General features: G+C 74.0%; 23 protein-coding genes. 16 read left to right on the forward strand and 7 right to left on the reverse strand.

Annotated features, from left to right (window positions below; all coding sequences use genetic code 11):
• The first annotated feature begins 60 nt into the window (after nucleotides 1–60).
• The 4 genes from AC07FV_RS27305 to AC07FV_RS27320 are packed head-to-tail and all read left to right on the forward strand — an operon-like array spanning nucleotide 61 to nucleotide 4,119.
• Complete coding sequence (locus AC07FV_RS27305; RefSeq protein WP_479089944.1) at nucleotides 61–1,191, forward strand: acyl-CoA dehydrogenase family protein; 1,131 nt, start codon at nucleotides 61–63, stop codon at nucleotides 1,189–1,191.
• Between the two features lie 17 nt (nucleotides 1,192–1,208).
• Nucleotides 1,209–2,777: a 4-coumarate--CoA ligase family protein gene (locus AC07FV_RS27310; protein WP_479089946.1), complete on the forward strand. Its 1,569-nt coding sequence runs from the start codon at nucleotides 1,209–1,211 to the stop codon at nucleotides 2,775–2,777.
• The gene (locus AC07FV_RS27315) at nucleotides 2,774–3,508 is read left to right on the forward strand and encodes an enoyl-CoA hydratase family protein (RefSeq protein WP_479089948.1); all 735 of its coding nucleotides are present in this window, start codon (nucleotides 2,774–2,776) and stop codon (nucleotides 3,506–3,508) included. Before AC07FV_RS27310 ends, AC07FV_RS27315 begins: the two co-directional genes overlap by 4 nt.
• Nucleotides 3,496–4,119 carry a TetR/AcrR family transcriptional regulator gene (locus AC07FV_RS27320; protein ID WP_479089949.1) on the forward strand — a complete coding sequence of 208 codons (624 nt, stop codon included), beginning with the start codon at nucleotides 3,496–3,498 and terminating at the stop codon, nucleotides 4,117–4,119. The genes AC07FV_RS27315 and AC07FV_RS27320 overlap by 13 nt, the downstream gene beginning before the upstream one ends.
• A 13-nt stretch (nucleotides 4,120–4,132) precedes the next feature.
• Here AC07FV_RS27320 and pdxH read toward each other — a convergent pair whose 3' ends face one another.
• Nucleotides 4,133–4,762: a pyridoxamine 5'-phosphate oxidase gene (gene pdxH, locus AC07FV_RS27325; protein ID WP_479090063.1), complete on the reverse strand. Its 630-nt coding sequence runs from the start codon at nucleotides 4,760–4,762 to the stop codon at nucleotides 4,133–4,135.
• 301 nt (nucleotides 4,763–5,063) lie between these two features.
• On the opposite strand from pdxH, the gene AC07FV_RS27330 reads away from it, so the two are divergent.
• The 3 genes from AC07FV_RS27330 (at nucleotide 5,064) to AC07FV_RS27340 (ending at nucleotide 8,567) form a co-directional block, all read left to right on the forward strand.
• The gene (locus tag AC07FV_RS27330; protein ID WP_383644572.1) at nucleotides 5,064–6,164 is read left to right on the forward strand and encodes a citrate synthase 2; all 1,101 of its coding nucleotides are present in this window, start codon (nucleotides 5,064–5,066) and stop codon (nucleotides 6,162–6,164) included.
• A 355-nt stretch (nucleotides 6,165–6,519) separates the two neighbouring features.
• Nucleotides 6,520–7,005, forward strand: a complete 486-nt coding sequence (locus tag AC07FV_RS27335) for a GNAT family N-acetyltransferase (RefSeq protein WP_479089951.1) — start codon at nucleotides 6,520–6,522, stop codon at nucleotides 7,003–7,005.
• 155 nt (nucleotides 7,006–7,160) lie between these two features.
• Entirely contained in the window at nucleotides 7,161–8,567 is a 1,407-nt protein-coding gene (locus AC07FV_RS27340) for a PAS domain-containing protein (protein WP_479089953.1), read from the forward strand.
• 32 nt (nucleotides 8,568–8,599) lie between these two features.
• Here AC07FV_RS27340 and AC07FV_RS27345 read toward each other — a convergent pair whose 3' ends face one another.
• Entirely contained in the window at nucleotides 8,600–9,355 is a 756-nt protein-coding gene (locus AC07FV_RS27345) for an SIS domain-containing protein (protein ID WP_479089955.1), read from the reverse strand.
• 213 nt (nucleotides 9,356–9,568) lie between these two features.
• On the opposite strand from AC07FV_RS27345, the gene AC07FV_RS27350 reads away from it, so the two are divergent.
• Nucleotides 9,569–10,261 (forward strand): iron-dependent transcriptional repressor DtxR, encoded by a 693-nt coding sequence (locus AC07FV_RS27350; protein ID WP_479089957.1) that lies wholly within the window; start codon nucleotides 9,569–9,571, stop codon nucleotides 10,259–10,261.
• A gap of 561 nt (nucleotides 10,262–10,822) precedes the next feature.
• Entirely contained in the window at nucleotides 10,823–11,743 is a 921-nt protein-coding gene (locus tag AC07FV_RS27355; protein WP_479089959.1) for an alpha/beta fold hydrolase, read from the forward strand.
• On the opposite strand, the gene AC07FV_RS27360 is transcribed toward AC07FV_RS27355, so the two are convergent.
• A complete protein-coding gene (locus tag AC07FV_RS27360; RefSeq protein ID WP_479089961.1) occupies nucleotides 11,740–12,393 on the reverse strand; it encodes a bifunctional DNA primase/polymerase in 654 nt (217 codons plus the stop codon). The two genes, AC07FV_RS27355 and AC07FV_RS27360, sit on opposite strands and share 4 nt — an antisense overlap.
• 360 nt (nucleotides 12,394–12,753) lie before the next feature.
• Between AC07FV_RS27360 and AC07FV_RS27365 the strand changes: the two genes are divergently transcribed.
• Together AC07FV_RS27365 and AC07FV_RS27370 are read left to right on the forward strand one after the other, a co-directional pair.
• Nucleotides 12,754–14,139 carry a transcriptional regulator gene (locus tag AC07FV_RS27365; RefSeq protein WP_479089963.1) on the forward strand — a complete coding sequence of 462 codons (1,386 nt, stop codon included), beginning with the start codon at nucleotides 12,754–12,756 and terminating at the stop codon, nucleotides 14,137–14,139.
• Between the two features lie 201 nt (nucleotides 14,140–14,340).
• Nucleotides 14,341–16,107, forward strand: a complete 1,767-nt coding sequence (locus AC07FV_RS27370) for a hypothetical protein (protein WP_479089964.1) — start codon at nucleotides 14,341–14,343, stop codon at nucleotides 16,105–16,107.
• A gap of 57 nt (nucleotides 16,108–16,164) precedes the next feature.
• Here AC07FV_RS27370 and AC07FV_RS27375 read toward each other — a convergent pair whose 3' ends face one another.
• Complete coding sequence (locus tag AC07FV_RS27375; protein WP_479089966.1) at nucleotides 16,165–17,481, reverse strand: ABC transporter substrate-binding protein; 1,317 nt, start codon at nucleotides 17,479–17,481, stop codon at nucleotides 16,165–16,167.
• 117 nt (nucleotides 17,482–17,598) lie between these two features.
• Here AC07FV_RS27375 and AC07FV_RS27380 point away from each other — a divergent pair, with 117 nt between their 5' ends.
• Together AC07FV_RS27380 and purU are read left to right on the forward strand one after the other, a co-directional pair.
• Entirely contained in the window at nucleotides 17,599–18,099 is a 501-nt protein-coding gene (locus AC07FV_RS27380) for an SCO4402 family protein (protein ID WP_479089968.1), read from the forward strand.
• A gap of 91 nt (nucleotides 18,100–18,190) precedes the next feature.
• Nucleotides 18,191–19,084 (forward strand): formyltetrahydrofolate deformylase, encoded by an 894-nt coding sequence (gene purU, locus AC07FV_RS27385; RefSeq protein ID WP_479089969.1) that lies wholly within the window; start codon nucleotides 18,191–18,193, stop codon nucleotides 19,082–19,084.
• Between the two features lie 27 nt (nucleotides 19,085–19,111).
• Here purU and AC07FV_RS27390 read toward each other — a convergent pair whose 3' ends face one another.
• Together AC07FV_RS27390 and AC07FV_RS27395 are read right to left on the reverse strand one after the other, a co-directional pair.
• Nucleotides 19,112–20,524, reverse strand: a complete 1,413-nt coding sequence (locus AC07FV_RS27390; RefSeq protein ID WP_479089971.1) for a zf-HC2 domain-containing protein — start codon at nucleotides 20,522–20,524, stop codon at nucleotides 19,112–19,114.
• Nucleotides 20,521–21,111, reverse strand: a complete 591-nt coding sequence (locus AC07FV_RS27395; protein WP_361015559.1) for a sigma-70 family RNA polymerase sigma factor — start codon at nucleotides 21,109–21,111, stop codon at nucleotides 20,521–20,523. Before AC07FV_RS27395 ends, AC07FV_RS27390 begins: the two co-directional genes overlap by 4 nt.
• A 371-nt stretch (nucleotides 21,112–21,482) precedes the next feature.
• Between AC07FV_RS27395 and AC07FV_RS27400 the strand changes: the two genes are divergently transcribed.
• The 3 genes from AC07FV_RS27400 (at nucleotide 21,483) to AC07FV_RS27410 (ending at nucleotide 23,480) form a co-directional block, all read left to right on the forward strand.
• Nucleotides 21,483–21,863, forward strand: coding sequence for an STAS domain-containing protein (locus tag AC07FV_RS27400; RefSeq protein ID WP_383644613.1), 381 nt, complete (start codon nucleotides 21,483–21,485; stop codon nucleotides 21,861–21,863).
• Nucleotides 21,864–22,000: 137 nt separating this feature from the next.
• Nucleotides 22,001–22,513 (forward strand): EF-hand domain-containing protein, encoded by a 513-nt coding sequence (locus AC07FV_RS27405; RefSeq protein ID WP_479089972.1) that lies wholly within the window; start codon nucleotides 22,001–22,003, stop codon nucleotides 22,511–22,513.
• A 493-nt stretch (nucleotides 22,514–23,006) separates the two neighbouring features.
• Nucleotides 23,007–23,480 (forward strand): ATP-binding protein, encoded by a 474-nt coding sequence (locus tag AC07FV_RS27410; RefSeq protein ID WP_479090065.1) that lies wholly within the window; start codon nucleotides 23,007–23,009, stop codon nucleotides 23,478–23,480.
• Nucleotides 23,481–23,853: 373 nt separating this feature from the next.
• On the opposite strand, the gene AC07FV_RS27415 is transcribed toward AC07FV_RS27410, so the two are convergent.
• On the reverse strand, nucleotides 23,854–25,005 hold the full coding sequence (locus tag AC07FV_RS27415; RefSeq protein ID WP_479089974.1) for a GlxA family transcriptional regulator: 1,152 nt from the start codon (nucleotides 25,003–25,005) through the stop codon (nucleotides 23,854–23,856).
• Nucleotides 25,006–25,041: the final 36 nt, after the last annotated feature.

Below are 25,041 nucleotides of genomic sequence, written 5' to 3' on the forward strand. Positions count from 1 at the left end.
CGGCTCTGCCGCGTGGGCGCGACAAGCCACGACGATCTCCGTACCCGAAGGAGCACCGAGATGACCACCCTCATCGAATCCGAAGAGCACACGTCCCTCCGCGCAGCGGTCTCCGCCTTCGCCCGGAGCCACCCCCGCACCGACAACCGGCAGTTCTGGCAGGAGGCCGCCAAGCTCGGCTACATAGGCGTCAACCTGCCCGAGGCCTACGGCGGAGGCGGCGGCGGCATCACCGAACTCTCCCTCGTGCTGGAGGAGATGGGCGCCGCCGGCAACCCCCTCCTCATGATGATCGTCTCCCCGGCGATCTGCGGCACCGTCATCGCCCGCTTCGGCACCGAGGCCCAGAAGCGCGAGTGGCTCCCGGCACTCGCCGACGGCAGCCGCCTGATGGCCTTCGGCATCACCGAACCCGACGCCGGTTCCAACAGCCACCGCATCACCACCACCGCCCGCCGCGACGGCACCGACTGGCTCCTCACCGGCCGCAAGGTCTTCATCAGCGGCGTCGACATCGCCGACGCCACCCTGATCGTCGGCCGCACGGAGGACGCCCGCACCGGCCGGCTCAAACCCTGCCTGTTCATCGTCCCCCGCGACACCCCCGGCTTCGAGCGGCGGCAGCTCGACATGGAACTGAACGCCGAGGAGAAGCAGTTCGAGCTGACCCTCGACGACGTGCGCCTGCCCGCCGAGGCCCTCGTCGGCGACGAGGACGCCGGCCTCCTCCAGCTGTTCGCCGGCCTCAACCCCGAGCGCGTGATGACCGCCGCCTTCGGTATCGGCATGGGCCGCTACGCCCTGACCCGCGCCCTGGACTACGCCCGCGAACGCACCGTGTGGAAGACCCCGATCGGCGCCCACCAGGCCATCGCCCACCCCCTCGCCCAGGCCCACATCGAGCTGGAACTGGCCCGGCTGATGACGCAGAAGGCCGCCCACCTCTACGACGCCGGTGACGACATGGCCGCCGGCGAGGCCGCCAACATGGCCAAGTACGCGGCCGGCGAGGCCTGCGTGAAGGCCGTCGACCAGGCCGTGCACACCCTCGGCGGCAACGGCCTCACCCGCGAGTTCGGGCTCGCCCGGCTGATCACGGCGGCGCGCGTGGCCCGGATCGCGCCGGTGAGCCGCGAGATGATCCTCAACTACGTGTCCCACCAGACCCTCGGCCTGCCCAAGTCGTACTAGCCCGCCCTGGAGGAACCGTGTTCCGCAGCCAGTACGCAGCCGTCCCGCCCGTCGACCTGCCCATCCACGACGCGGTCCTCGGCCGGGCCGCCGCCTTCGGGAACACCCCGGCGCTGATCGACGGCACCGACGGCACCACCCTCACCTACGAGCAGGTCGACCGGTTCCACCGGCGGGTCAGCGCCGCCCTCGCCGAGGCCGGCGTCGGCAAGGGCGACGTCCTCGCCCTGCACAGCCCCAACACCGTCGCCTTCCCCCTCGCCTTCTACGCCGCCACCCGCGCCGGCGCCTCCGTCACCACCGTGCACCCGCTCGCCACCGCCGAGGAGTTCGCCAAGCAGCTGGGGGACTCGCGGGCCCGCTGGATCGTCACCGTCTCACCCCTGCTGGACACCGCCCGCCGGGCCGCCGCACTCGCGGGCGGCGTCCAGGAGATCTTCGTCTGCGACAGCGCCCCCGGGCACCGCTCGCTCGCCGACATGCTGGCCTCGACCGCACCCGAGCCGTCCGTCACCCTCGACCCCGCCGAGGACATCGCCGCGCTGCCCTACTCCTCGGGCACCACCGGCACCCCCAAGGGCGTGATGCTCACCCACCGGCAGATCGCCACCAACCTCGCCCAGCTCGAACCCCTGGTACCCGCCGGTCCCGGCGAACGCATCCTGGCCGTCCTGCCGTTCTTCCACATCTACGGGCTCACGGCCCTCATGAACGCCCCGCTGCGGCTCGGCGCCACCGTCGTCGTCCTGCCCCGCTTCGACCTGGAGCAGTTCCTCGCGGCCATCCAGAACCACCGCATCACCGGCCTGTACGTCGCCCCGCCGATCGTCCTCGCCCTCGCCAAGCACCCCCTCGTCGCCGACTACGACCTCTCGTCCCTCAAGTACGTCCTCAGCGCCGCCGCCCCCCTGGACGCGCGGCTCGCCGCCGCCTGCTCGCAGCGGCTCGGCCTGCCGCCCGTCGGCCAGGCCTACGGCATGACCGAACTGTCCCCGGGCACCCACGTCGTCCCCCTGGACGCCATGGCCGACGCGCCGCCCGGCACCGTCGGCCGGCTCATCGCCGGCACCGAGATGCGCATCGTCTCCCTCGACGACCCCGGCAAGGACCTCGGCGTCGGGGAGTCCGGCGAGATCCTCATCCGCGGACCCCAGGTCATGAAGGGCTACCTCGGCCGCCCCGACGCCACCGCCGCCCTGATCGACGAGGACGGCTGGCTGCACACCGGGGACGTCGGACACGTGGACGCCGACGGCTGGCTGTTCGTCGTCGACCGCGTCAAGGAACTGATCAAGTACAAGGGCTTCCAGGTGGCCCCCGCCGAACTCGAAGCCCTCCTGCTCACCCACCCCGGCGTCGCCGACGCGGCCGTCGTCGGCACCTACGACGACGACGGCAACGAAGTGCCGCACGCCCACGTCGTGCGCCGGCCGACCGCGCCCGGCCTCTCGGAGAGCGAGATCATGATGTACGTCGCCGAGCGCGTCGCCCCCTACAAACGCGTCCGCCGGGTCACCTTCGTCGACGGCGTCCCCCGGTCCGCCAGCGGCAAGATCCTCCGCCGGGAACTGCGAGGCGGCCGGTGACCGTGCTCGGCCGCTCCCGCACACGCGGCGTCCAGACCCTCGTCCTCGACTCCCCGCACACCCGCAACGCCCTCTCGGCGGCCCTCGTCACCGACCTGGCCGGCGCCCTCGACGACGCCGGACGCGACCCGGACGTCCGCGCCGTCGTCCTCACCCACACCGGCAACACCTTCAGCGCCGGCGCCGATCTGCGCGACCCGCCCGACCCGGACGCCCTGGTCGGCCTGCTCCGCGGCATCGTCGAACTCCCCAAGCCGGTCGTCGCCCGCGTCACCGGGCACGTCCGCGCGGGCGGCCTCGGCCTGCTCGCCGCGTGCGACATCTCCGGCGCCTCCACCGCCTCGACCTTCGCCTTCACCGAGGTCCGCATCGGCGTGGCCCCCGCCGTCATCTCCCTGCCCCTGCTGCCCCGCACCGACCCCCGCGCCCTCGCCCGCCACTACCTCACCGGCGAGCGCTTCGACGCCGCCGAGGCCGCCCGGATCGGCCTGGTCACGGCGGCGGGCGACGACGTGGACGCCGTACTGGAACCCGTCCTGGACGGTGTGCGCCGTGCCTCGCCGCAGGCGCTGGCCGCGACGAAACGGCTGCTCACGGCTAGGGTGCTGGAGGCCTTCGACCGGGACGCGGCCCACCTGACCGCAGTCTCGGCCGAGCTGTTCGCCTCCCCGCAGGCCCGCGAGGGGATGACGGCCTTCCTCGAACGACGGGATCCGGAATGGGTGGTGTGAGCGGCGCCGTGGGCACGGCCGGCGCGGAGCGTGTCCCCAAGCAGGACCGCAGCCGGGCCACCCGGCAGCGGCTCCTGGAAGCCGCCGTGGCCTGCCTCGCCGAACGCGGCTGGGCGGGCTCCACGGTCTCCGTCGTCGCCGAACGCGCGGGTGTCACCCGCGGCGCCGCCCAGCACCACTTCCCGACCCGCGAGGACCTCTTCACGGCCGCCGTGGAGTACGTGGCGGAGGAACGCTCCGGCGCCCTGCGTGCGCTCTTCCCCGAGGGCACGGCGGCCGACGACCGCCGGGCCGTCGTCTCGGCCCTGGTCGACCTCTACACCGGCCCCCTCTTCCGGGCCGCCCTGCACCTGTGGGTCGCCGCCTCCGACGAGGAGCAGCTGCGGGAGCGGGTGACCGAGCTGGAGGCCCGCGTCGGCCGCGAGAGCCACCGCATCGCCGTCGAACTCCTCGGCGCCGACGAGATGCGCCCCGGCGTCCGCGAGACCGTCCAGGGCCTCCTCGACATGGCCCGCGGCCTGGGCCTGGCCACCCTCCTCACCGACGACGCGGCCCGGCGGCGACGGGTGGTCGACCAGTGGGCGCGGCTGCTGGACGAGGCGCTGGGCTGAGCCGCCCCGTCCCTCAGGGGCTGAGCCGCTCCACCCGCCAGCCCCCGTCCGCCTCCGCCACGTACCGGAGCCGGTCGTGCAGCCGGTTCTCCCGCCCCTGCCAGAACTCCACCTCGTGCGGCACCACCCGGAACCCGCCCCAGTGCGGCGGCACCGGCACCTGCTCGCCCTCCGGATACCGCGCGGTCAGCTCCGCGTACGCGGCGTCCAGGGCGTCCCGTCCGGCCACCACGGACGACTGGACGCTGGCCCAGGCACCCAGCTGGGAGCCGTGCGGCCGGGTGCGGAAGTAGGCGGCGGTCTCGTCCCGCCCGGTACGCTCCGCGACGCCCGTGACGATCACCTGCCGGGCCATCGGATGCCAGGGGAACAGCAGCGCGACCTGCGGGTTCTCCGCCAGCTCGCGCGCCTTGCGGGAGCCGTAGTTGGTGTAGAAGACGAACCCCTGCTCGTCGAAGTGCTTCAGCAGCACCGTGCGGGAGCTGGGCCGCCCCCGCGCGTCCGCCGTCGAGACGACCACGGCGTTCGGCTCGAAGAGCCCGCCCTCGGTCGCGGCCTGCCGGAACCAGCGCGCGAACTGCTCGACGGGCGTGGCGGCCAGCTCGGTCTCGGCGAGTCCGTCGGCCCGGTACTGCTTGCGCATCGAGGGGAGATCGAAGGGAGCGGCGTCGGGATCGGTCACGCCGCCATCCTGCCGTACCGCGGTGTTCTTGGTCACTGCGTGGCACTGAGTGCCGCACCCCCTCCCCAAGCGTGGCACTCGGGGATATCGTGCTTGCTCCCGCTCCGGTCGGATGAACGCCGGCCGTACGGGGCATCACAGGGGTGACCGCCAGGACCGCGAGTCGGCGAGACGACCGTGGATCCGAGGGACCGAGCGTCCGCGGGGGCGCCGCACCGCTCCCGCACCGGTCGCCACACATCACGATCACGAGGAGCCGCTGATGTCCGACTTCGTACCCGGGCTCGAGGGAGTCGTCGCGTTCGAGACGGAGATCGCCGAACCCGACAAGGAGGGCGGCGCGCTGCGCTACCGCGGCGTCGACATCGAGGACCTCGTCGGCCACGTCTCCTTCGGCAACGTATGGGGCCTGCTCGTCGACGGCGCCTTCAACCCCGGCCTGCCGCCCGCCGAGCCCTTCCCGATCCCCGTCCACTCCGGCGACATCCGCGTCGACGTCCAGTCCGCCCTCGCCATGCTCGCCCCCGTCTGGGGCCTCAAGCCCCTCCTCGACATCGACGCCGAGCAGGCCCGCGCGGACCTCGCCCGCGCCGCCGTCATGGCCCTGTCCTACGTCGCCCAGTCCGCCCGCGGCCAGGGCCTGCCCATGGTCCCGCAGCGCGAGATAGACAAGGCGGGCTCCGTCGTCGAACGCTTCATGATCCGCTGGCGCGGCGAACCCGACCCCAAGCACGTCGCCGCCGTCGACGCCTACTGGACCTCGGCCGCCGAGCACGGCATGAACGCCTCCACCTTCACCGCCCGCGTCATCGCCTCCACCGGCGCCGACGTGGCCGCGGCGCTCTCCGGAGCGGTGGGCGCCATGTCCGGCCCGCTGCACGGCGGCGCCCCCTCGCGCGTCCTCGGCATGATCGAGGAGATCGAGCGCACCGGCGACGCGGAGGCCTACGTCCGGAAGACCCTCGACGCGGGCGAACGCCTCATGGGCTTCGGCCACCGCGTCTACCGCGCCGAGGACCCCCGCGCCCGCGTCCTGCGCCGCACCGCCCGGGAACTGGGCGCGCCGCGCTTCGAGGTCGCCGAGGCCCTGGAGAAGGCCGCCCTGGCCGAACTCAACGCCCGCCGCCCCGACCGGGTGCTGGCCACCAACGTCGAGTTCTGGGCCGCCATCATGCTGGACTTCGCCGAGGTCCCGGCCCACATGTTCACCTCGATGTTCACCTGCGCCCGCACCGCCGGCTGGTCGGCGCACATCCTGGAGCAGAAGCGCACCGGCCGCCTGGTCCGTCCCTCCGCCCGCTACGTCGGCCCCGGCCCCCGCGACCCCCGCGCGATCGAGGGCTACGCCGACATCGACCACTGACCGCTGACCGCTGACCACTGACCGCTGCTGACAACGCAGACGACCCGCGAGTCGGGTTCCTCCGGAGAGGAGCCGGCCGGACGTACCGGCGACTCGCGGGTCGGGTGACTGCTGGGATTGGGCCGGCCGCACGCGTCACGCGCGCACTGGTCCGGCACCGCACTGAGTGTGGTGGCGAGCCGCTAGCCCGCAGTCACCTCACGCGTCCGGTATGCATACATCTGCCGAACCACCTCCCTTCTGTGTGCACACCACATTAGGAACCGGTCGGCCACCGGGCAATCGCTTTTTTCCGACCCGGTTCGCCCTCCCTCGTCCGTGGACGCGTCGCCGCTGGTCACCTACCGTTCCGCCCATGACGAGGGAAGAGGGAGAGCCGCCGGCGGCGGTGCCGGGGTTGCGGATCGAGGCGGTGCGCGGCGACGCGATGGCCGAGGAGTGGCGGCACGTCCACAACGTGACCGTGCCGCCCGCGGCGATGAGTCCGGACCAGGCGCGGGAGCGCGCCGGGCGGTACCGGCTGGAGAACGCCTACCTCGGGGACGTGCTCGTCGGCTGCTCCACCGTGCGGCCGCCGCAGGGGGAGGAGCGGGTGGCGACCGTGATCGCCCGGGTCCTGCCCGGCCACCGCGGCCGCGGGATCGGTTCTGCCCTCTACGCGTCGGGGATGGCGCACGCGCGCGCCCTCGGTGCCGGGGCGGTGGAGACCGTGGTGCTGGCCGCGAACGCCGAGGGGCTGCGGTTCGCCGAGGCGCGCGGGTTCGTGGAACGCGAGCGGTACGTGCTGGACGGCGAGAGCGACGAGTGGGTCGATCTGCGGCTCACCCGGCACCCCGCATGACGGGGGCGTATGCCGAGTTTCCGCAGTACAACGATTTTCGCAATCTTGTGGGAACTCGGTGTGTGCTGCATCACGTTCGAGTTGAATGAAGGCCAGTGAAGGCCACTGAGCGAGCCGACGTACCGTACGGCGGACGCAGCCTGCAGGGGGTCCAGGTGAGTGCTTCCCGGAGTAGTGGGATCACCGACGAGCTGGGGCCGGACGAGCCGGAGCAGCCCGAGCGGGACGGGGCGGATCTGCTGGCCGCGCTGCTCGACGGCATGGACGCGGCCCTGTGCGCCTTCGACGGGGACGGGGTCGTCACCCATTGGAACCGGGAGGCGGAGCGCATCCTGGGCTGGACCGCGGCCGAGGCCGTGGGGCGGCAGGGCTTCGCGGGCTGGGCCGTGCGCCGGGCGGACGCCGGTGAGGTCGAGGAGCGGCTGCTGTCCGCGATGCGGGCGCCGGGCCGGCAGGTGCACGAGTTCGCGCTGCTGACCAAGGACGGCGGGCGGGTGCTGGTGCGCACCCAGTCCGCGGCCGTACGCGGCCCCGACGGCCGGCCCGCGGGGGTGTACTGCGCGTTCAGCGAGGTGCACGCCCAGATCGACCTGGAGCGTTCCATCGCGCTGAGCGAGGCCCTGCTGGAGGACGCGAGCTGGGGCGTGGTGCTGGTGGACGTGGATCTGCGGCCCGCCGTGGTGAACGCCCACGCGGCCCGCGCGCTCGGCGCCGGGCGTACGGCGGTGCTGGGCCGGCCGCTCGGCGACCTGCTCGCGCAGGGCGTGGAGGAGCTGGAGAGCGCGCTCACGCACGTGCTCGCGGAAGGGGCGCCGCCCGGGCCCGCCGAGGTCTGGGTGAGCGTGCGCACCGCGGAGGGCGAGCGGCGCCGGTGCTGGCGCAGCGGCTTCGTGCGGCTGGCGTCTCCGTTGGCGGAGGAGCCGGTGCCGCTGGGGGTCGGCTGGCTGTTCCAGGACGTCACGGAGTCGAAGCAGGGCGAGCAGGACGCGGCGCTGCTGCGGTTCCGGGCCAACCAGCTGCACCGCGCGGCGCGGGCGGCGGCCGAGTGCGAGGACCCGGCGGAGGCGGCGGTCGTCCACCTGGACTTCGCGCTCGCCGGGTTCGCCGATCACGCGCTGGTCGACCGGATCGTGGGCGGCGCGGCGGACACCGACGCCGACCCGGCGGAGCCGGTCCGGCTGGTCCGGGTCGCGGCCACGCCGTCCGGTGCGCCGGGACCGAGCGTGCCGGCCGGGACGACCGGGATGCCGGTGCGCTACGGCGCAAGCCACCCGGCGGTGCAGTGCGTGGAGCGGGCGGGTTCGGTGCGGGCCAGCGCCGGTGTGCGGGCGGTGCCCACCGAGCGGGTGCGCGAGTGGGCGGCGGCCCGGCAGTGGCCGGCGGACACGGTGCACGGCCTGTGCGCGGTGCTGCGCAGCCGGGGCCGGACGCTGGGCGTCGTGACCTTCCTGCGGGGCTCCGGGCGGAGCGCCTTCGAGCGGTCCGACGCGATGTACGCCGAGGACGTGGCCGTGCGCATCGCGGCGGTGCTGGACCTGGCCGGTGCGGTGGGCAAGGGGTAGCGGAGGCGGCGCAGGCGCCGCCTCCGTGCGGGTCAGCGCCGGTAGAAGATCCGGTCGCGGTACTGGTCCAGTACCCGCTCGTTCCACTCGGGGCCGCCGTCCACGTTGCCGGAGCGCAGCAGGGGCGGTTCGATGCCGCGGTCGGCGAGGACGGTGGCGGCCGTGGCCGTGATGGCCTGCATCAGGGCGCTGGTGACGACCGTGGAGGCGGGGGCGAAGGGTGCCGGGACGGTGTCGAGGGTGAGTTCCGCGTCGCCGACGGCGATCTTGGAGTCGAGCACGAGGTCGCAGTGGTCCTTGAGGAAGGTGCCGGAGGAGTGCCGCGACGTGGTCTCGGCGGCGTAGGCCACCGAGGTCACGCCGATGACCCGTACCCCCAGCGCGCGGGCGTACTGGGCCATCTCCACGGGCAGGGCGTTGCGCCCGGAGAGGGAGACGATCACCAGGGCGTCGCCCTCGCGCAGGGGCGAGGAGTCGAGCACCACGCCGGCGAGGCCGCCGACGCGCTCCAGGGCGGAGCCCAGGGTGGCGGGCATGACGTCGACGCCGACGACGCCGGGCACGGCGAGCAGGTTCATCAGGGCGAGTCCGCCGGCGCGGTAGACGGCGTCCTGGGCGGCGAGCGAGGAGTGGCCGGCACCGAAGGCGAAGAGCCGCCCGCCGTTCTCCACGGTGTCGGCGAGCAGCGTGCCGGCCGCCTCGATGGCGTCGGCCTCCTCGTCGCGGACGCGCCGCAGGAGGTCGATCGCGGCGTCGATGAACTGGCCGGCCGGCTTGCGGTCGCTCATGCGGGACCCCTTAGGTGTGGCTGTGTCGCGGATCACCGTGCGGTCTGGACCACTGCGGTGTCAATACGGTGTCGGGGCGGCCCGGCAGGGCCGCCGGGGCCCGGCTTTCCGCGGTGAGGCACGGTTGTCGGTGGTATGCGTCAGAATTGAATTCCAGGGCCAGCGCACGCGCCGGTGGGCCGTAGCCTCCGGCAATCTCATCAAGGGGCACGAATGTCCGGACTGATCGACACCACGGAGATGTATCTCCGCACCATCCTGGAGCTGGAGGAGGAAGGTGTGGTCCCGATGCGCGCCCGGATCGCCGAGCGGCTCGACCAGAGCGGTCCGACGGTCAGCCAGACGGTGGCGCGGATGGAGCGCGACGGTCTGGTGTCCGTGGCGGCCGACCGGCACCTGGAGCTGACCGAGGAGGGCCGCCGGCTGGCCACCCGCGTGATGCGCAAGCACCGGCTGGCGGAGTGCCTGCTCGTCGACGTGATCGGCCTGGAGTGGGAGCAGGTGCACGCCGAGGCGTGTCGCTGGGAGCACGTGATGAGCGAGGCCGTGGAGCGCCGCGTGCTGGAGCTGCTGCGCCACCCGACCGAGTCGCCGTACGGGAACCCGATCCCGGGCCTGGAGGAGCTGGGCGAGACGGACGGCGCGGACCCGTTCCTGGACGAGGGCATGGTCTCGCTCGCCGACCTGGACCCTGGCCTGGAGGGCAAGACGGTCGTCGTGCGCCGGATCGGGGAGCCGATCCAGACGGACGCGCAGCTGATGTACACGCTGCGCCGGGCGGGCGTGCGGCCCGGCTCGGTGGTGAGCGTGACGGAGTCGGCGGGCGGGGTGCTGGTGGGCAGCGGCGGCGAGGCGGCGGAGCTGGAGTCGGAGGTCGCCTCCCACGTGTTCGTCGCCAAGCGCTGAGGGCCGGCCGGGTCCCGTCCGTCGCGGGGTGTTCCGGCCACGGGTGTGATCCCGTCGATTCCGGCGGCCGGTGAGCCGAATCGCAGCGCCCGGCGGCGTCGCGTGCAAGGCTGGACGCGAGGCATATGACGTGAGGGGCTCTGGGCCGTGCGCCGACAGCGATGTCGCCCGGCCGGGGAGGGGGAGGGTGTGACGGAGAGACGGAGAGGGCCCCGGCGCCGTGTGGCGCCGGGGCCTGTCCTCCCCTGTGCTGACCCGGAGCCCCGAGCTCTCAGGGTCAATCCCCTCGGACCGTTTTCCCCGAGCGGTCCGCCTCCCGTTGAAGATCTCCCCTGGGCGGCGACGATCAATCCCTGAGGGGTGTCACTCGAATGAGGGGTGTTGCTCAGCGAGACGGCCCCTTCGAATGAGTATTCGATACTCTGCGGACGTCGGACGGCCGTGCACGCGACGGCGGTCACGGCGAGCAGGACAGGCACGGCAGGCAGGACACGGTTCACAGGACCGGCCGGCCCGGCAGGAGCGGGCGGTCCGAGCGGAGCTTGGGGGGTGCCAGGACCTATGGCGCGGCGCATCGACGTGACCGGCGCGGGCGGCGTACGCCTCGCGGCCTGGGAGTTCGGCGACCCTCCCAAGACCGGCGGGCCCCACGGCACGGCCCTCGAAGACACGGCTCCCGGACACCCGGATTCCGGTGCCACGGCCACCGGTGACCTGCCGGGTGTGCTGTTACTCCACGGTCTGATGGGCCGCGCCTCGCACTGGGCCCCCACCGCCCGCTGGCTCTCCGCCCGGCACCGGGCCGTCGCCCTCGACCAGCGCGGACACGGCCGCAGCGAGAAGCCCCCGCGCGGCGCCTACACCCGGGAGGCCTACGTCGAGGACGTCGAGGCCGCCCTGGAGCAGCTCGGTCTCGGCCCGGCCGTCCTGATCGGCCACGCCATGGGGGCGCTGACCGCCTGGCAGCTCGCCGCGAAACGCCCCGACCTGGTCCGCGGCCTGATCATCTGCGACATGCGGGCGTCGGCGCTCGGCGCCGCCTCGCAGCACACCTGGACCGAGTGGTTCCGCGCCTGGCCGGTCCCCTTCGCCACCCTCGCGGACGTGCGCAAGTGGTTCGGCGAGGACGACCCGTGGGTGGAGCGGCCCAACCCGGCCCGGGGCGAGTTCTACGTCGAGGTGATGGCCGAGTCCCCGGACGGCTGGCGGCCCGTCTTCGAGCCGGAGCAGATGCTCAGGTCGCGCGAGACGTGGGTCTACGACGCCCACTGGGAGGAGCTGGCCCAGGTCCGCTGCCCGACCCTGGTCGTCCGCGGCCTCGACGGCGAGCTGGGCCGCGCGGAGGCGCAGGAGATGGTCCGCGTGCTCCCGCGCGGCCAGTACGCGGAGGTCGCCGACGCAGGCCACCTCGTCCACTACGACCAGCCGGAGGCGTGGCGGGCGGCCATCGAACCGTTCCTGGACGCCCTCAGGGAGCCCTAACGGTCCCTGCCGCAGGCGTACGCCAGCGGTGAGATCAGCTCCTCCACGTCCGGCAGCCACCGGTTCGCCGGGGTGGGCCGGCACGCCCACTGCACGGCTCCCCGCGTCCCGTACCGCGTGGGCGGGGCGGCCACGAAGGTGCCCTCGCCCAGCGCGGTCAGGTCGAGGGACGACGGCGACCATCCCAGCCGCCGCACGAGGTCCGGCACCTTGGCCGCGGCACCCGGGAGGACGAAGAACCGCATCCGCCGGTCCGGCGTCAGCGTCACCGGACCGAGCGTCAGCTCCATCCGCTCCATCCGGGCCAGTGCCAGGAACCCCGCGGTCTCGGGCACGTCGATCGCGTCGAACGTCCGCCCCGTGGGCAGCAGGATCGCCGCCGTCGGCTGCTTCTGCCACATCCGCCGGGCGACGGTGGCGCTGCCCGTCGCCTGGGTCGCCCAGTCCTCGCGCGCCGGGTGCGCGCCCGGCGCGGCGCACGCCGGGTCCCCGCAGGAGCAGCGCTGCACCCCGTCGGCGGCTTCGAGCCAGGTGCCGGGGAACACGTCCCAGTGGCGCTCCTCGGCGTAGCGTACGGCGGTCTCCAGCAGCGATGCACCGCGCTGCCGGGGGATCTGAGCGGCTTCGGTGCCCGGGATGGTCTCTTCCACGTGGAACTCAACTCCCGCGCCCACCCCGGGTTACGGGGGTCCGGCCGTCTCCCGCGGCCGCCCTCCCGGGGCGTGCCCGCCGGGCCCCCGCCCCGCCCTCTGCGCCGGGGAGGAGCACCGGTTCCGCACCCGGGGCGCATGGGTGCATGTTCGGGGGCGCGCGGGAGGATCCGCCGCGGGAGCTGGGTAGCCACGTCTGGGGCCGGCGGCAGCCGTTGCCCCGGCAATCCTCGCAAGCTTCGCAAGTCTCGCATTGTCGGCACATCGACGGGGCATTGATCTTCACGGCCGGATTCATCGGTCCGCCGGGACAGCACCGATACCGCATGACACCGCAAGAGACCGCATGGGGGTTACGCCATGGCCGCAAGGCCTCTCGTCGCGCGGCAGCCGAACGAACGACTGCAGGCGCTCATTCAGGAAGCGGGCTGCTCGAACGCGGGCCTCGCCCGCCGGGTCAACGTGTGCGGGGTCGAGCACGGACTCGACCTGCGGTACGACAAGACCTCCGTGGCCCGCTGGCTGCGCGGACAGCAACCGCGGGGCCGGGCACCGGCGATCATCGCCGAGGCGCTCGGACGCAAGCTCGGCCGCACGGTCACGATCGACGAGATCGGCATGGCCAACGGCAAGAACCTCGCGTCGGGCGTCGGCCTCCAGTTCTCGCCGACGGTCCTGGGCGCCATCGAGCAGGTCTGCGAGCTGTGGCGCAGCGACGTCGGCCGCCGGGACTTCCTGTCCGGTTCCTCCGTCGCCGCCTCCGCGCTCGTCGAACCGAGCCGGGACTGGCTGATTTCCGCCCCCGACTCGCAGGTCTCGCGCTCGGCCGGGCCGCGGGTGGGGCCCTCCGACGTGGCGGCCGTGCGGGCGACGACGCAGGCACTGGTGGAGCTGGACCACCAGTACGGCAGCGGGCACGTGCGCCCGGTGGTCGTGCACTACCTGAACAGCGTCGTCTCCGGGCTGCTCGCGGGCTCCTACCGGGAGTCGGTCGGACGGGAGTTGTTCGCCACCGTCGCCCGACTGACCGAGCTGGCCGGATACATGGCCGTCGACACCGGGCAACCGGGTCTCGCCCAGCGGTACTACATCCAGTCGCTGCGGCTCGCACAGGCGGCCGGCGACCGCGGGTACGGCGGCTATGTCCTCGCCGCGTCCATGAGTCACCTGGCCGCGCAGCTCGGCAACCCGCGCGAGATCGCGCAGTTGGCGCGCGCGGCGCAGGAGGGCGCGCGGGGGCGGGTGACGCCGAGGGCGGAGGCGATGTTCCACGCGGCCGAGGCCCGCGGCCACGCGCTCCTCGGCGACGTGCGGGCCGCCCACACCGCGGCCGGACGGGCGGTCGCCGCAATGGACGCGGCCGACGCGGCCTCCGGGGACGACCCCGTGTGGATCGCGCACTTCGACGAGGCCTACCTCGCGGACGAGTTGGCCCACTGCCACCGGGACCTCGGGCAGGCCGACGCCGCGGCGCGGTACGCGCGGGAGTCCCTGGACGGGCACCCCGAGTCGCGGGCGCGCAGGCGGGCCATCGGGCATGTGCTGCTGGCCACCGCGCAGGTGCAGCAGCGGGAGATCGAACAGGCCTGCACCACCGCGACGAAGGCGGTGGAACTCCTGGAGACGCTCCGCTCGAACCGGGGCGCCGAGTACCTGGACGACTTCCAGGCACGGCTGGAACCGTACCGGGAGGAGGCGGTGGTGAGGGAGTTCGGGGCGCGGCTCGACCTCCAGGCCGCGGCGTGAACGCGAGGGCCGCGCGCCCGTGAACTCACGGGAAATGGCGGCACGGTGAGCACGGGCCTCCGTGAACAGCGTGCCCCGGCCCGGTTTTGTTACTGCTGTCACAGGGAAGGAGCCCACGCCCCATGCGGCGTGGCAGTGGGCTCCGGGGACCCGGTAGCGTGAGCCGACGATTCCGAAGGTCCCCCATTCGTAGGAGTCCCGGTGACGCAGAGTGGACAGGGCGAGGAGCCCTCGGCGCGGCCCGCGCGCGAAGGCATCGTGCTGCCCTCCGACGGTGGCGAGCCGCTGCTGCCGGGTCTGGCAGGCACAGGTGCCGGCCCGGCCGGCCGGCCCGTGCCCCCCTCGGCGCCGCCCGGCGGCCAGGCATGGGACCGGCCGTGGGGCCCCGAGCAGCAGGGCCCGGCGCAGGACCAGGGCTGGCCGACTCCGGCCGGAGCCCAGCCCTGGGACTCCGGCCGACCGGAGACCGCCCAGCCGCCCGCCGCGCACGGCTGGCCCGCCCAGGACGGCCCGGACCGGTCGCCCGGCGCCCTGCCGCCCCAGTCGGGCCCCGGCCCGCTCCCCCCGGAGGGCGCGCAGGCCCCGGCCTACGGCGCCCCGGCCCCGGCCTACGGCGCCCCGGCCCCGGCCTACGGCGGCCAGGTGCCGGGTGCGTACGGCGACCAGGCGGGTGGCCAGGTTCCCGGTGTCCACGGCGATCAGGGCTACGGCGTGCCGTCCTCGTACCCGCAGCAGGGTCAGGGGGCCGGGTCCCCGGCGCCGCAGCAGCAGTCCGCCCCGCTGCCGTCGGCCGACGAGGGGCTCACCCAGTTCCTGCCGCCGGTCGGGATACCCGCGGACGAGGGCGCGACCCAGTACATACCTCCCGTGGGACCGGGAGCGCTGCCTCCGGAGAGACCCGCGCAGACGCACGCCCGGCACGGCCGGCCCGACGCCGAGTCGACGCAGTTCCTCGGCCGGGCCCCGCAGCACTACCCGGCGCCGGACGCGGCCGGACACCGGTCCGCCCCCGCGGCGCCCGCCCCGCACCCGGACGCCGAGGCCACGCAGTACATCGCCCCCGTGCCCGGCGGCCCCGCACCGGCCCCCTACGGGGCGCCCGGCGGCGAGGAGAACCGACAGCCGCCCGCCGAGTTCGACAACCTCTTCCGCAGCGGGCCCGGCTCCGACGGCCCGGCCTCGTCCACGCAGCAGATGCCCCGCTTCGACGAGCCGCAGCCCCCGCGCCCCGGCGACCGGTCCGGGTACGCCCCCCAGGGCCCCGGTGGTGGTGGCGGCGGCAGGCGGCGCGCGAACGAGGACGGCGGCGGCCGCGGCGGCCGCGGTGGACGGACGGGTTCCCGGCTGCCGCTCCTGGCGGCCGTGGGGGTCGGCATCGCCGTCGTCGGCGTCGGAGCCGGCGCGATGATGGCCGGCGGGGGCGGCGAGGAGGACACCGGCGGCAACCAGACCGTGTCCGCCACCGCCCCGGCCTCCGCCTCCGCCTCCGCGTCCGCCTCACCGTCGCCGTCCGCGGACCCGGTCCGGCAGCAGGCCGTCGAGCTGGACAAGCTGCTGGCCCACAGCGGCAACAGCCGGTCCACCGTGATCAACGCCGTGGGCGACGTGAAGACCTGCGACAACCTGCCCCAGGCGGCCAAGGACCTCCGGGAGGCCGCCAAGCAGCGCACCGGGCTGGTCACCAGCCTCTCCCAGCTGAGCGTGGACAAGCTGCCCCGGCACTCCGAGCTGACCACCGCCCTCACCAAGGCGTGGCAGGCCTCGGCGTCGGCCGACAACCACTACGCGGCCTGGGCCGACCAGACGGCCGGCAAGAACGGCTGCAAGAAGGGCAAGCCCCGCTCCAGCCCGGCGGCCGGCAACCGGGAGAGCGGCACGGCGAGCAAGGAGAAGGCGAAGGCCGCCAAGCTCTGGAACGCCATCGCCAAGGAGTACGGCCTGACGGAACGCCAGCCCACCCAGCTGTGACGGCCCCCGGCCCCCGCCCCCGGTCCCCCGCCTCCGGGCGCCGGGCCGGGCGGTCGCTCAGGCCACGTCGGCGTTCTGCAGGGTGCGGGTGGTGTCCAGGGTGCCCTGGCGGGCCGAGACGAGCCGGCCCTCGCGCACGACCTGGAGCGACACCTCGGTGTTGACCAGGCGCGGGAAGCCGACCGAGGCCAGCTTGTCCGCGAACGTCCACCGCAGCGGCGGCGTGAGACCGCCCGTGCCGATCTCCAGCCCGCCGTCCAGGGCCCGCCGGACGGTGTCGGCGCCGACCTCGCCGTCGCCGAGGGACTCGACCACCTTCCTGAGGACGGTGTACGCGATGTACGTGGTCTGCACCCCGGCGTCCGCCGCGTCGACGTAGTTGTCGCCGAACGCCTGCTCCTTGATCACCTTCTTCATCCCGGCCCAGGCGGGGTCGCTCACCGACGGGTACCAGCCGGTGACGTACGCCCCCTCGTAGGGCCCGGACTCCCCGCCGCTCGCGTTGACCGCGGTCTGGTCGACGCTGCCGAGCACGGTCGCGGTCCGTACCTCGGGGTGGTCCTCGCGGGCCCGGCGGAAGGAGTCCATGAAGATGCCCGTGCGGTCCCCGAGGACGGGCACCACGCACCCCCGGTCCGCCGCACCGGCGGTCGCCCGCCGCAGCGCCTGCTCGGACTGGCCGCCGTACTCCGTGGCGTCCTCCGCCGCCCGCTGGTCGTGGGCGTCCTCGTGACCGCCCGAGGCGAGTCCGGCGTCGAGCAGCACGGGCAGCTCGTCGCCCGCGATGGTGTCGGGCCGGACCAGGGTGACCGGCCCGCAGGAGCCGGCGAGGGCGCTGCCGAGGCCTGCCAGCAGCGCGGGCTGGCCCCCGTTGACCGGGTAGGACAGCGGGCTGGTGAACTCCGTGTTGGTGATGCCGTAGCCGCCGATGTAGGGGATTCCGGCGCCCTCCAGCACGGGGAGGAAGGAGTCGGCGTGCTGGCTGTAGGAGCCGACGACCGCGACCACGTTCTCCTTGACCGCGAGCCGGGCGCACTTCGCGGCGGACACGCTGTCGTTGTGGTCGTTGCAGGTCAGGACGTTGAGCTTGCGTCCGCCGAACCCGCCCTGGGCGTTGACGGAGCGGGCGTAGGCCTGGGCGAAGGCCGGCATGCCGGGCTTGTTGGTCGCGCCCGTGTCCTGCGGTGCCCAGGTCATGACGGTGATCGGGTCGTCCCCGGAACCCCCCGTGGTACCGGGGACGACCCCGCAGCCGACGGCGAGCGACGCGCACGCCACCAGCGCGCCCGCGGACAGGACACCGGTGCGGGAAGCCCGGGAGCGGCCGCGGAGGCCGCGGAGGAAGGTGCTGCGGGTGGGTCGCCTGCCGGTCATGTGCCCGCACGATTCCGTCACACGGCTAACCTGGAAGTGACCTGCGGTCAACGCACGGTGACACCGGGGTGAATTGCGGGGGCCGGTGAGGCGTGAACGAGGGGGAACGTACGATCGATGACCGTGCAAGGTTCGGAGAACTCTTCCCGTCGCGGCCGCCGCTCCTCCACCATGGGCGGCATGCCACTCAACGACATGCCGTGGTGGCGCTGGCGCAGCCAGGTGCGCTCCGCGCTGCACATGCTCTCCGCCCCCGCCTTCCAGCGGGACGTCTGGCTCGCCGGTGTGGACGGCTACGGTGACGTCACGGACGCGGTCTACCGGCTGGTGGAGGACACCTGGCTGGACCACTGGTCCGCCGAGAAGTACGTGGGCACGGTCTTCCGGGACTCGCAGGAGGCGGCGCTCGTCGACACCGCCGTGCTGCGGGTGCTGCGGATCATGCACCAGGTGGGGCCGGACGCGCCGGTGACCGCCTACCTCGAGCACCCCGACTGGCCGGAAGCGGTCCGGGCGGCGCGCGACGCGCACGTGCGGCTGGCCGCCGGCGACGGCGAGGACCCGGAGGCGGAGCCGCGCACGCTGGAGCTGCTGCGCATCCTGACCCGGTCCGCCTGAGCGGGCCCCCGGGCCGGGCCGAGGGGGCGCACGGGTCCGCCTGGCGGGACGCCACTCGGCCCAGGGGCCCGGATATGGGACCCTGTCCTGCATGAATGAGCCGTCCCCCGCCGCCGTCCCGCCGGCCGCCGCCCCGGCCGACCAGTACGTCCTGACCCTGTCCTGTCCGGACAAGCAGGGCATCGTGCACGCCGTGTCCAGCTACCTGTTCATGACCGGCTGCAACATCGAGGACAGCCAGCAGTTCGGCGACCACGACACGGGACTGTTCTTCATGCGCGTCCACTTCTCGGCCGAGGCGCCGGTGACCGTGGACAAGCTGCGCGCCAGCTTCACGGCGATCGGGGACGCCTTCCACATGGACTGGCAGATCAACCGGGCCGACGAGAAGATGCGCGTCGTGCTCATGGTCAGCAGGTTCGGGCACTGCCTGAACGACCTGCTCTTCCGGGCCCGGATCGGTGCGCTGCCGGTGGAGATCGCCGCAGTGGTGTCCAATCACACCGACTTCGCCGAGCTGGTGGGTTCCTATGACATCCCCTTCCACCACATCCCCGTGACCCGGGACACCAAGGCGGACGCCGAGGCGCGCGTCCTGGAGATCGTGCGCGAGGAGAACGTCGAACTCGTCGTGCTGGCCCGCTACATGCAGGTCCTCTCCGACGACCTCTGCAAGCAGCTCAGCGGCCGGATCATCAACATCCACCACTCCTTCCTGCCGAGCTTCAAGGGCGCCAAGCCGTACCACCAGGCGCACGCCCGGGGCGTCAAGCTGATCGGGGCGACGGCGCACTACGTGACGGCCGACCTCGACGAGGGTCCGATCATCGAGCAGGAGGTCGAGCGGGTCGGGCACGACGTCACGCCGGACCAGCTGGTCGCCGTCGGGCGGGACGTGGAGTGCCAGGCACTGGCCCGGGCCGTGAAGTGGCACGCGGAGCGGCGCATCCTCCTCAACGGGCGCCGCACGGTCGTCTTCGCCTAGGCCCGCGGGGGCGGCCCGCCTCCGCCCCTACAGCCTGCTCAGGCTCGCCGCGGCGAACAGCACGTCCCTGATCGCCTCGCGGTCGCCCAGCTGTCCCGCCGCGGCGTCCGCCGGAGGCACGTGGCCCGCGGCCAGCCGGCAGAACTCCACGCCGTCCAGCGCCACATGGGCCACCTCGTGGTCGGCGGAGCCCAGCGCGCCCGGGGAGTCGAGCGGGATGAGCCATTCCCCGCCGCCCGAGCCCTCGATCTCCAGGCGCAGGCTGCGCCCCGGCTCCCCCGCGGCCACCAGGCGCGGGCGGGCGGCGGGCGAGGCCAGCCCGTCCCGGCGACGGGCCGCGAGGACGTCCGGCAGCATCCTGGCCGCCAGGTCGATCATGCGGTGCAGATGGCGCCCGGAGGGCGGCTCGTACGGATAGTCCACCGCCTCGGCGATGTCCTCCGCATGCACCCAGCACTCGAAGGCGCGGTCCAGCATGGCGTCGTGCAGCGGCAGTTCGAAGTCGCCGTAGGACACCGGCATCCGGCCCGCCTCGCCGGTGAACGACACGGTCCGCACGATGTCGTGGCTCTGCTCGCGCCAGGGTGCCCGCACCGCGCGGGTGGGCGGGTAGTGCGACGCCCGCCAGTACGCCTCGGTGCGGCCGGCCGGGGCGGCGGAGGGCGCGGCGATGTCCCCCAGCGGATCGGCGAGGCCCAGGGCGACCGCGACCAGGCCGTCGACGGTCAGCAGGTGGGCGATGACCCCGGCGACGGTGGTGCGGCGGCTCGCGGCTCCGTCGGCCTCGTACCAGCGCAGCCGGACCGGCGCGTGCCACTCGGCGTCGCCGATGTCCTGGAGCAGCGCGTCCAGCCGTGCGGTCTCGGCGTCGTAGGGCGTCGCCCACTCGGGCACCGGGATGCGCGGCGGGCGCCGCTCCAGGCAGCCCTCCAGGACGCGGGTGCGCAGGGCGGGGTCCAGGTCGAGGCTCTCCGGGCGTTGCAGCAGTCCGACGGCCTCGCGCAGCCGCAGCGCCTCCTCGGCGCAGGGGTCGCACGCGCCGAGGTGCTCCTCGACGGCCGCCGCCTCCTCCGCCGAACAGGCCGCCAGCGCCCACGCGCCGAGCAGGGACGTCAGCACCTGGTGCTCCAGCGGGACCGGCCCGTCCGGCACCGCGTCGGGCAGCGCCCGCCCACCGTCCTCGACGGACACCCGGGGGAGCGGTATCCGCGCGGGGGAGGGGGCACCGCCGGGGTTGCCGGGGGTGACGGGGTCGTCGCGCTCTGCGGGGCTGCCGGGTCCTGCCCGACCTCCCGGGTCCCCGGGGTCATCGTTCCCGGTGTTCCCGGTGTTCCCGGTGTTCCCGGTGTTCCCGGTGTTCCCGGTGTTCCCGGTGTTCCCGGTGTTCCCTGTGTTCCCGGTGTGCTCGTTCTCGTCGTCGGTGCCGTGCGCGTCCCTCATGCGGCGCCTCCGTATCCCGGCGGCGCCCCCGGTGCCCCCGGGGAGGCGGCGTCCCGGGCGGTGGAGAGGAGCTGGAGGCCGAGGCGGAGGCGGCGGCGGGCCTCGTCCTCCGTGACGCCGAGGTCGACGGCGGTCTGGCGGTAGTCGCGGCGCTGGAAGTAGGCCAGCTCCAGGGCGGCACGCAGCGGGGCCGGCATCGACTGGACGATGTAGTCGGCGCGGGCGGCGACCGAGGCGTGGCGCACCCTGCTCTCCAGCTCCTCGGTGGTCCCGGTGCCGCTGCGGGCCAGGGCGGCCGTCTCGGTGGCCCGCAGCCGCTGCACGGCCAGGCGGTGGGCCAGCGTGGCGACCCAGGTGCGCAGCGGGCCCTGCCGGGGGTCGTAGGCGTCCGGATGCTCCCAGACGTACGCGAAGACGTCGCGGGTGATGCGGTCGGCGGCCCGCTCGTCACCGAGCACCCGGTGCGCGAGACCGTGCACGAGGGAGGCGAACCGGTCGTACAGCTCTCCCAGGGCGGCGGCCTCGCCGCGCGCGAGGCGCTGCTGCATCTTGCGGTCCCAGCGCAGCGGTGCGTCGCTCTTCGCCATGCGGCCTCTCACCCCCAGTCCGTCGCCTGCTCGCCCGTGCCCGTTCCGGTCTCCAGCCTGCGGCCGGCGTCCCTCCGAATGTAGTCGGCACGTCCGACGTCGCACGCCCCTTTGTGCCAATGCGCGCCCCCGGCCGCCCACAGGTGATAAGTGCCTCCCCTACCCTCTATCGTGCGACCGGATGCGATCGAACAGGATCGAAACGGTCTGGAACAAGCCGTTTCCGAACGACTCCCGTTTTCCGTGAGGCGTTTGCGGGAACGGCCGCTGGGCAGGTGCGCGCCCAAGAAGCGTAAGCACGGCTTCCGTTTCAGGAGCATGTGGTGAGATTCGGGTGATTCCGGACGTCCGTTGACCGGCGAATGAAGGGCATGGTGGTGACGCTCAATGTGACCGGCGGTGAGCAGGGCGAATGGGCCGTGCTCCAGGTGTCGGGCGAACTGGACCTGGTGACGTCACCGGTGCTGCGGCAGCGTGTGCACGACGAGGTGGCCGAGGGGCGGCACGACCTCGTCCTGGATCTCTCCGAGGTCCTTTTCTGCGACTCCAGCGGCGTCGGCGTGCTGATCGCCTCCCGGCGGCTCATCCGCTCCTGCCAGGGCCGGCTGCGCCTGATACTGCCCGCGCAGGGCGCCGTGGACGGTTCCCACGTCAACCGCGTCCTCGGCGCGCTCGGCGTGCGGCGGCTCTTCGACGTGCACCCTGACCTGGCCTCGGCGACCGGCGACGAACCGCGCCCGCTCTCGGCGTAGCCGTCCGGTCACCCGACCGGTCACCACCCACCCGCCCGGTGTGCGGACCCGCGGAACCCGCCCGCGCCCGCGCCCGGCGTCGTACGCTCCGAGCGAGACGCAGACCACCCACCGACGTGAGGCGGCCGGAGAGAACCATGGTCAACAGCGAGTACGAGCGCAGGATCGCCGAGCGGTTCGCCACCTTCGACCAGGACGGCAACGGCTACATCGACCGCGCGGACTTCAACTCGGCGGCCAAGGCGCTGCTCGCCGAGTTCGGGACCGCCGCGCGGTCCGAGAAGGGGCAGGCCCTGTACGGGGGCGCGGAGGCGCTCTGGCAGGGCATGGCGGGCATCGCCGACCGGGACGGCGACCAGCGCATCACCCGTGAGGAGTTCGTCACGGCGGCGGTCAAGCGGCTGCGGGACAACCCGGACCGCTTCGCCGAGATCGCCCGCCCCTTCCTGCACGCGGCGCTCGCCGTCGCCGACGCCGACGGCGACGGAGCCGCCACCGTCGAGGACGCCGCGCGCGTGCTCACGGCGCTCGGCGTGCCCGGGGACAGCGCCCGGTCGGTCGCCGCCGCGCTGGACGCGGACGACGACGGAAAGGTGGGGGAAGCGGAGATCGTCCCGGCCTTCGCCCGCTACTTCACCGTGCCCGAGTAGCGCCCGCCGGGCCGGCGACGCCCGGATGTCGCGGATTGTGGCGCGATCACGTCACTGAGCGTCGATACCGGGTCGTGTCCACCGCGTGACCCGTCACGGCCCGGAGTCGGCGCCACACTCCGGTACCTTGTGTGGGATGCGAGTGGTCCCGAGCGCCAGCCGTGCCGGAGTTGCCCCTGGGGCGGCTCCGGAAGCGGCGGTGCGCGCCTTGCCCCGCAGGGTGGAACGGCCGTCGGCCCCCGCCTGTTCGACTTCCCGTGACGGGCGTCGCACAGTATGCCGCACCCGTACTCCTTCGCGCTGGAATATGCCCGAAGCGCTTGTTGACGTGACTGTACGTCAACCATGCTGTCCCGCAGGGGATTCACGGTCCGTGATCCCTGGCCCGGCCGTTGTTCTGGCCATGCAGAAAATGGCCACGATCGTGGCCCTCATGAGGCGCGAGCCTATGTGTCCGCCGGTTCGGATGGTGTGAGCGGTGCAGGTGCTTCAAGTGCAGCTGGAGGTCCGGCCCGACCCCTCGGAAGTGGGGCGTGCCAGACGGTGGGCGCGCTCACGGCTCGCCGGCGCCGGGATACGGGCCGACGAACCACTCGCCGAGACGCTCGTCCTGCTCGTCTCCGAACTCGTCACCAACGCCGTGGTGCACACCGGCCGTTCGGCCGTGCTGCGGCTGGTGCTGCCGGGTGCGGTGACCGAGGAGGCGCAGGAGGCGACCGTCCGCCTGGAGGTGGACGACGCCAGCGACCGGGCCCCGGTGCCCCGTTGCGTGGACGGCGAGGCGACGGGCGGCCGGGGGCTCGCCCTCGTCGACGGCCTCGCCGACCGCTGGGGCTGGAGCCGGGAGGGCACCGGCAAGCGCATCTGGTGCGAACTGGACCGCTGCGGCGGGCGCGAGGAGACCGCGCCGGCCTGCGGGGGCGAGGGCGCGGTGACGTACGAGGGATTCGCGTTCGAGGTGGTGTGACGGCGGCGGCGCGTGGGGCGCCGGGTGCACGGAGCCCCGTTCCTCGCCGGAGCGGTGCGGCGGTGCGCCGGGGTGTGCTTCCGTGCGCGTCCCGTACGAACAGGGCGTGGGTGAGGAACCCCCCTGCGCCGGTTGACGGATCGTGACCGCCTCCTCACGCTGGGAGGCAGCGATTCGCCGCGAGGGGACGACGAGGGCTCGGTGACGGAGCCCTCGGCGAGTGTGGGTCGTGATTCGGCGGCGGTGTCCTTCGGGGGCGGGGGAGCCGGGCGGGGGCGCCGGAGTCGGGTGGCGGCGCGCGGTGCCGTGCTCGGGGCGGACAGCGCCGCGCCGCCGGCCGACGAGTTCCACGGAGGGTGCCGCGGGGGCCGGCTCACTCTCCACAGGCTGTGGACGACTCCGCCCGGAAGGTCCGCCGGTAGGCGGTCGGCGTGACCCCGAGCGCCGCTTGCAGGTGCTGCCGCATCGACTGGGCCGTGCCGAACCCCGCGTCCCGGGCCACCTGGTCGACGGAGAGAGCGGTGGACTCCAGCAACTGCCGGGCCCGTTCGACCCGCTGCCGGGTGAGCCACTGACCGGGGCTGACGCCGGCCTCCTCGCGGAACCGGCGGGTGAAGGTCCGCACGGACATGGACTCCCGCTCGGCCATGTCCCGCAGCTGGATCGGCTCCTGGAGCCGGCCGAGCGCCCAGGCGCGGGCGCGGGTCGTGGAGGACTGCTGCGGGTCGGGCACCGGCCGCGCGATGTACTGGGCCTGCCCGCCGTCGCGGTGGGGCGGCACGACGGTGCGCCGGGCCACCTCGTTGGCGACGGCGGCGCCGTGGTCCCGGCGCACGATGTGCACGCACAGGTCGATGCCGGCCGCGACCCCGGCCGAGGTGAGCACGTCGCCGTCGTCGACGAACAGCACGTCCGGGTCGACCCGCACCTTCGGGAACAGCCGCTGGAAGTGCTCGGCGGAGGCCCAGTGCGTGGTCGCCGGGCGGCCGTCGAGGTGACCGGCGGCGGCGAGGACGTAGCCGCCCGTGCAGATCGCGACGAGCCGGGTGCCGGGCCGGACGCGGGCCAGCGCCGCGGCCAGTTCCGCGGTCAGCACCCCCTGCTCGTGCACCGGGCCCAGCTCGTAGGAGGCGGGGACGACGACCGTGTCGGCGGTCGCCAGGGCCTCGGGGCCGTTCTCGACCATGACGGCGAAGTCCGCGTCGGTGGCGACCGGCCCCGGCGGGCGGACCGAGCAGGTGACCACCTCGTACAGGGGGCGCCGCCGTTCGTCCCGGGCGAGCCCGAAGATCCGCTGCGGGATGCCGAGTTCGAAGGGGAGGAGGCCGTCGAGGGCGAGGACCACGACGCGGTGCGGCCGGGGCGGGGCGGCCGGGGTGGGCGCGGTGACCGGGCCGGGCGTGGCGGAGAGGCCGGGCGTGGCGGTGAGGCCGGGCGTGGTGGTGAGGCCGGGCGTGGTGGTGAGGCCGGGCGTGGTGGGCGGGCCGGGTGGGTCCGGCGGGCCGGGGCGGCGGTCGGACGTCATGGCCCGATCCTAGCGAACCATGACCTTCGGGCCACT

Source organism: Streptomyces sp. NPDC045956 (assembly GCF_056430705.1).

Bases quoted from the DNA above. Each gene is read 5' to 3' on its own strand.
- AC07FV_RS27305 (WP_479089944.1), top strand. From the start codon at position 61: ATGACCACCCTCATCGAATCCGAAGAGCACACGTCCCTCCGCGCAGCG.
- AC07FV_RS27350 (WP_479089957.1), top strand. From the start codon at position 9,569: ATGTCCGGACTGATCGACACCACGGAGATGTATCTCCGCACCATCCTG.
- AC07FV_RS27375 (WP_479089966.1), bottom strand. From the start codon at position 17,481: ATGACCGGCAGGCGACCCACCCGCAGCACCTTCCTCCGCGGCCTCCGC.
- purU (WP_479089969.1), top strand. From the start codon at position 18,191: ATGAATGAGCCGTCCCCCGCCGCCGTCCCGCCGGCCGCCGCCCCGGCC.
- AC07FV_RS27345 (WP_479089955.1), bottom strand. From the start codon at position 9,355: ATGAGCGACCGCAAGCCGGCCGGCCAGTTCATCGACGCCGCGATCGAC.
- AC07FV_RS27380 (WP_479089968.1), top strand. From the start codon at position 17,599: ATGACCGTGCAAGGTTCGGAGAACTCTTCCCGTCGCGGCCGCCGCTCC.
- AC07FV_RS27400 (WP_383644613.1), top strand. From the start codon at position 21,483: ATGGTGGTGACGCTCAATGTGACCGGCGGTGAGCAGGGCGAATGGGCC.
- AC07FV_RS27395 (WP_361015559.1), bottom strand. From the start codon at position 21,111: ATGGCGAAGAGCGACGCACCGCTGCGCTGGGACCGCAAGATGCAGCAG.
- AC07FV_RS27415 (WP_479089974.1), bottom strand. From the start codon at position 25,005: ATGACGTCCGACCGCCGCCCCGGCCCGCCGGACCCACCCGGCCCGCCC.
- AC07FV_RS27320 (WP_479089949.1), top strand. From the start codon at position 3,496: ATGGGTGGTGTGAGCGGCGCCGTGGGCACGGCCGGCGCGGAGCGTGTC.
- AC07FV_RS27405 (WP_479089972.1), top strand. From the start codon at position 22,001: ATGGTCAACAGCGAGTACGAGCGCAGGATCGCCGAGCGGTTCGCCACC.
- pdxH (WP_479090063.1), bottom strand. From the start codon at position 4,762: ATGCGCAAGCAGTACCGGGCCGACGGACTCGCCGAGACCGAGCTGGCC.
- AC07FV_RS27330 (WP_383644572.1), top strand. From the start codon at position 5,064: ATGTCCGACTTCGTACCCGGGCTCGAGGGAGTCGTCGCGTTCGAGACG.
- AC07FV_RS27390 (WP_479089971.1), bottom strand. From the start codon at position 20,524: ATGAGGGACGCGCACGGCACCGACGACGAGAACGAGCACACCGGGAAC.
- AC07FV_RS27355 (WP_479089959.1), top strand. From the start codon at position 10,823: ATGGCGCGGCGCATCGACGTGACCGGCGCGGGCGGCGTACGCCTCGCG.
- AC07FV_RS27365 (WP_479089963.1), top strand. From the start codon at position 12,754: ATGGCCGCAAGGCCTCTCGTCGCGCGGCAGCCGAACGAACGACTGCAG.
- AC07FV_RS27335 (WP_479089951.1), top strand. From the start codon at position 6,520: ATGACGAGGGAAGAGGGAGAGCCGCCGGCGGCGGTGCCGGGGTTGCGG.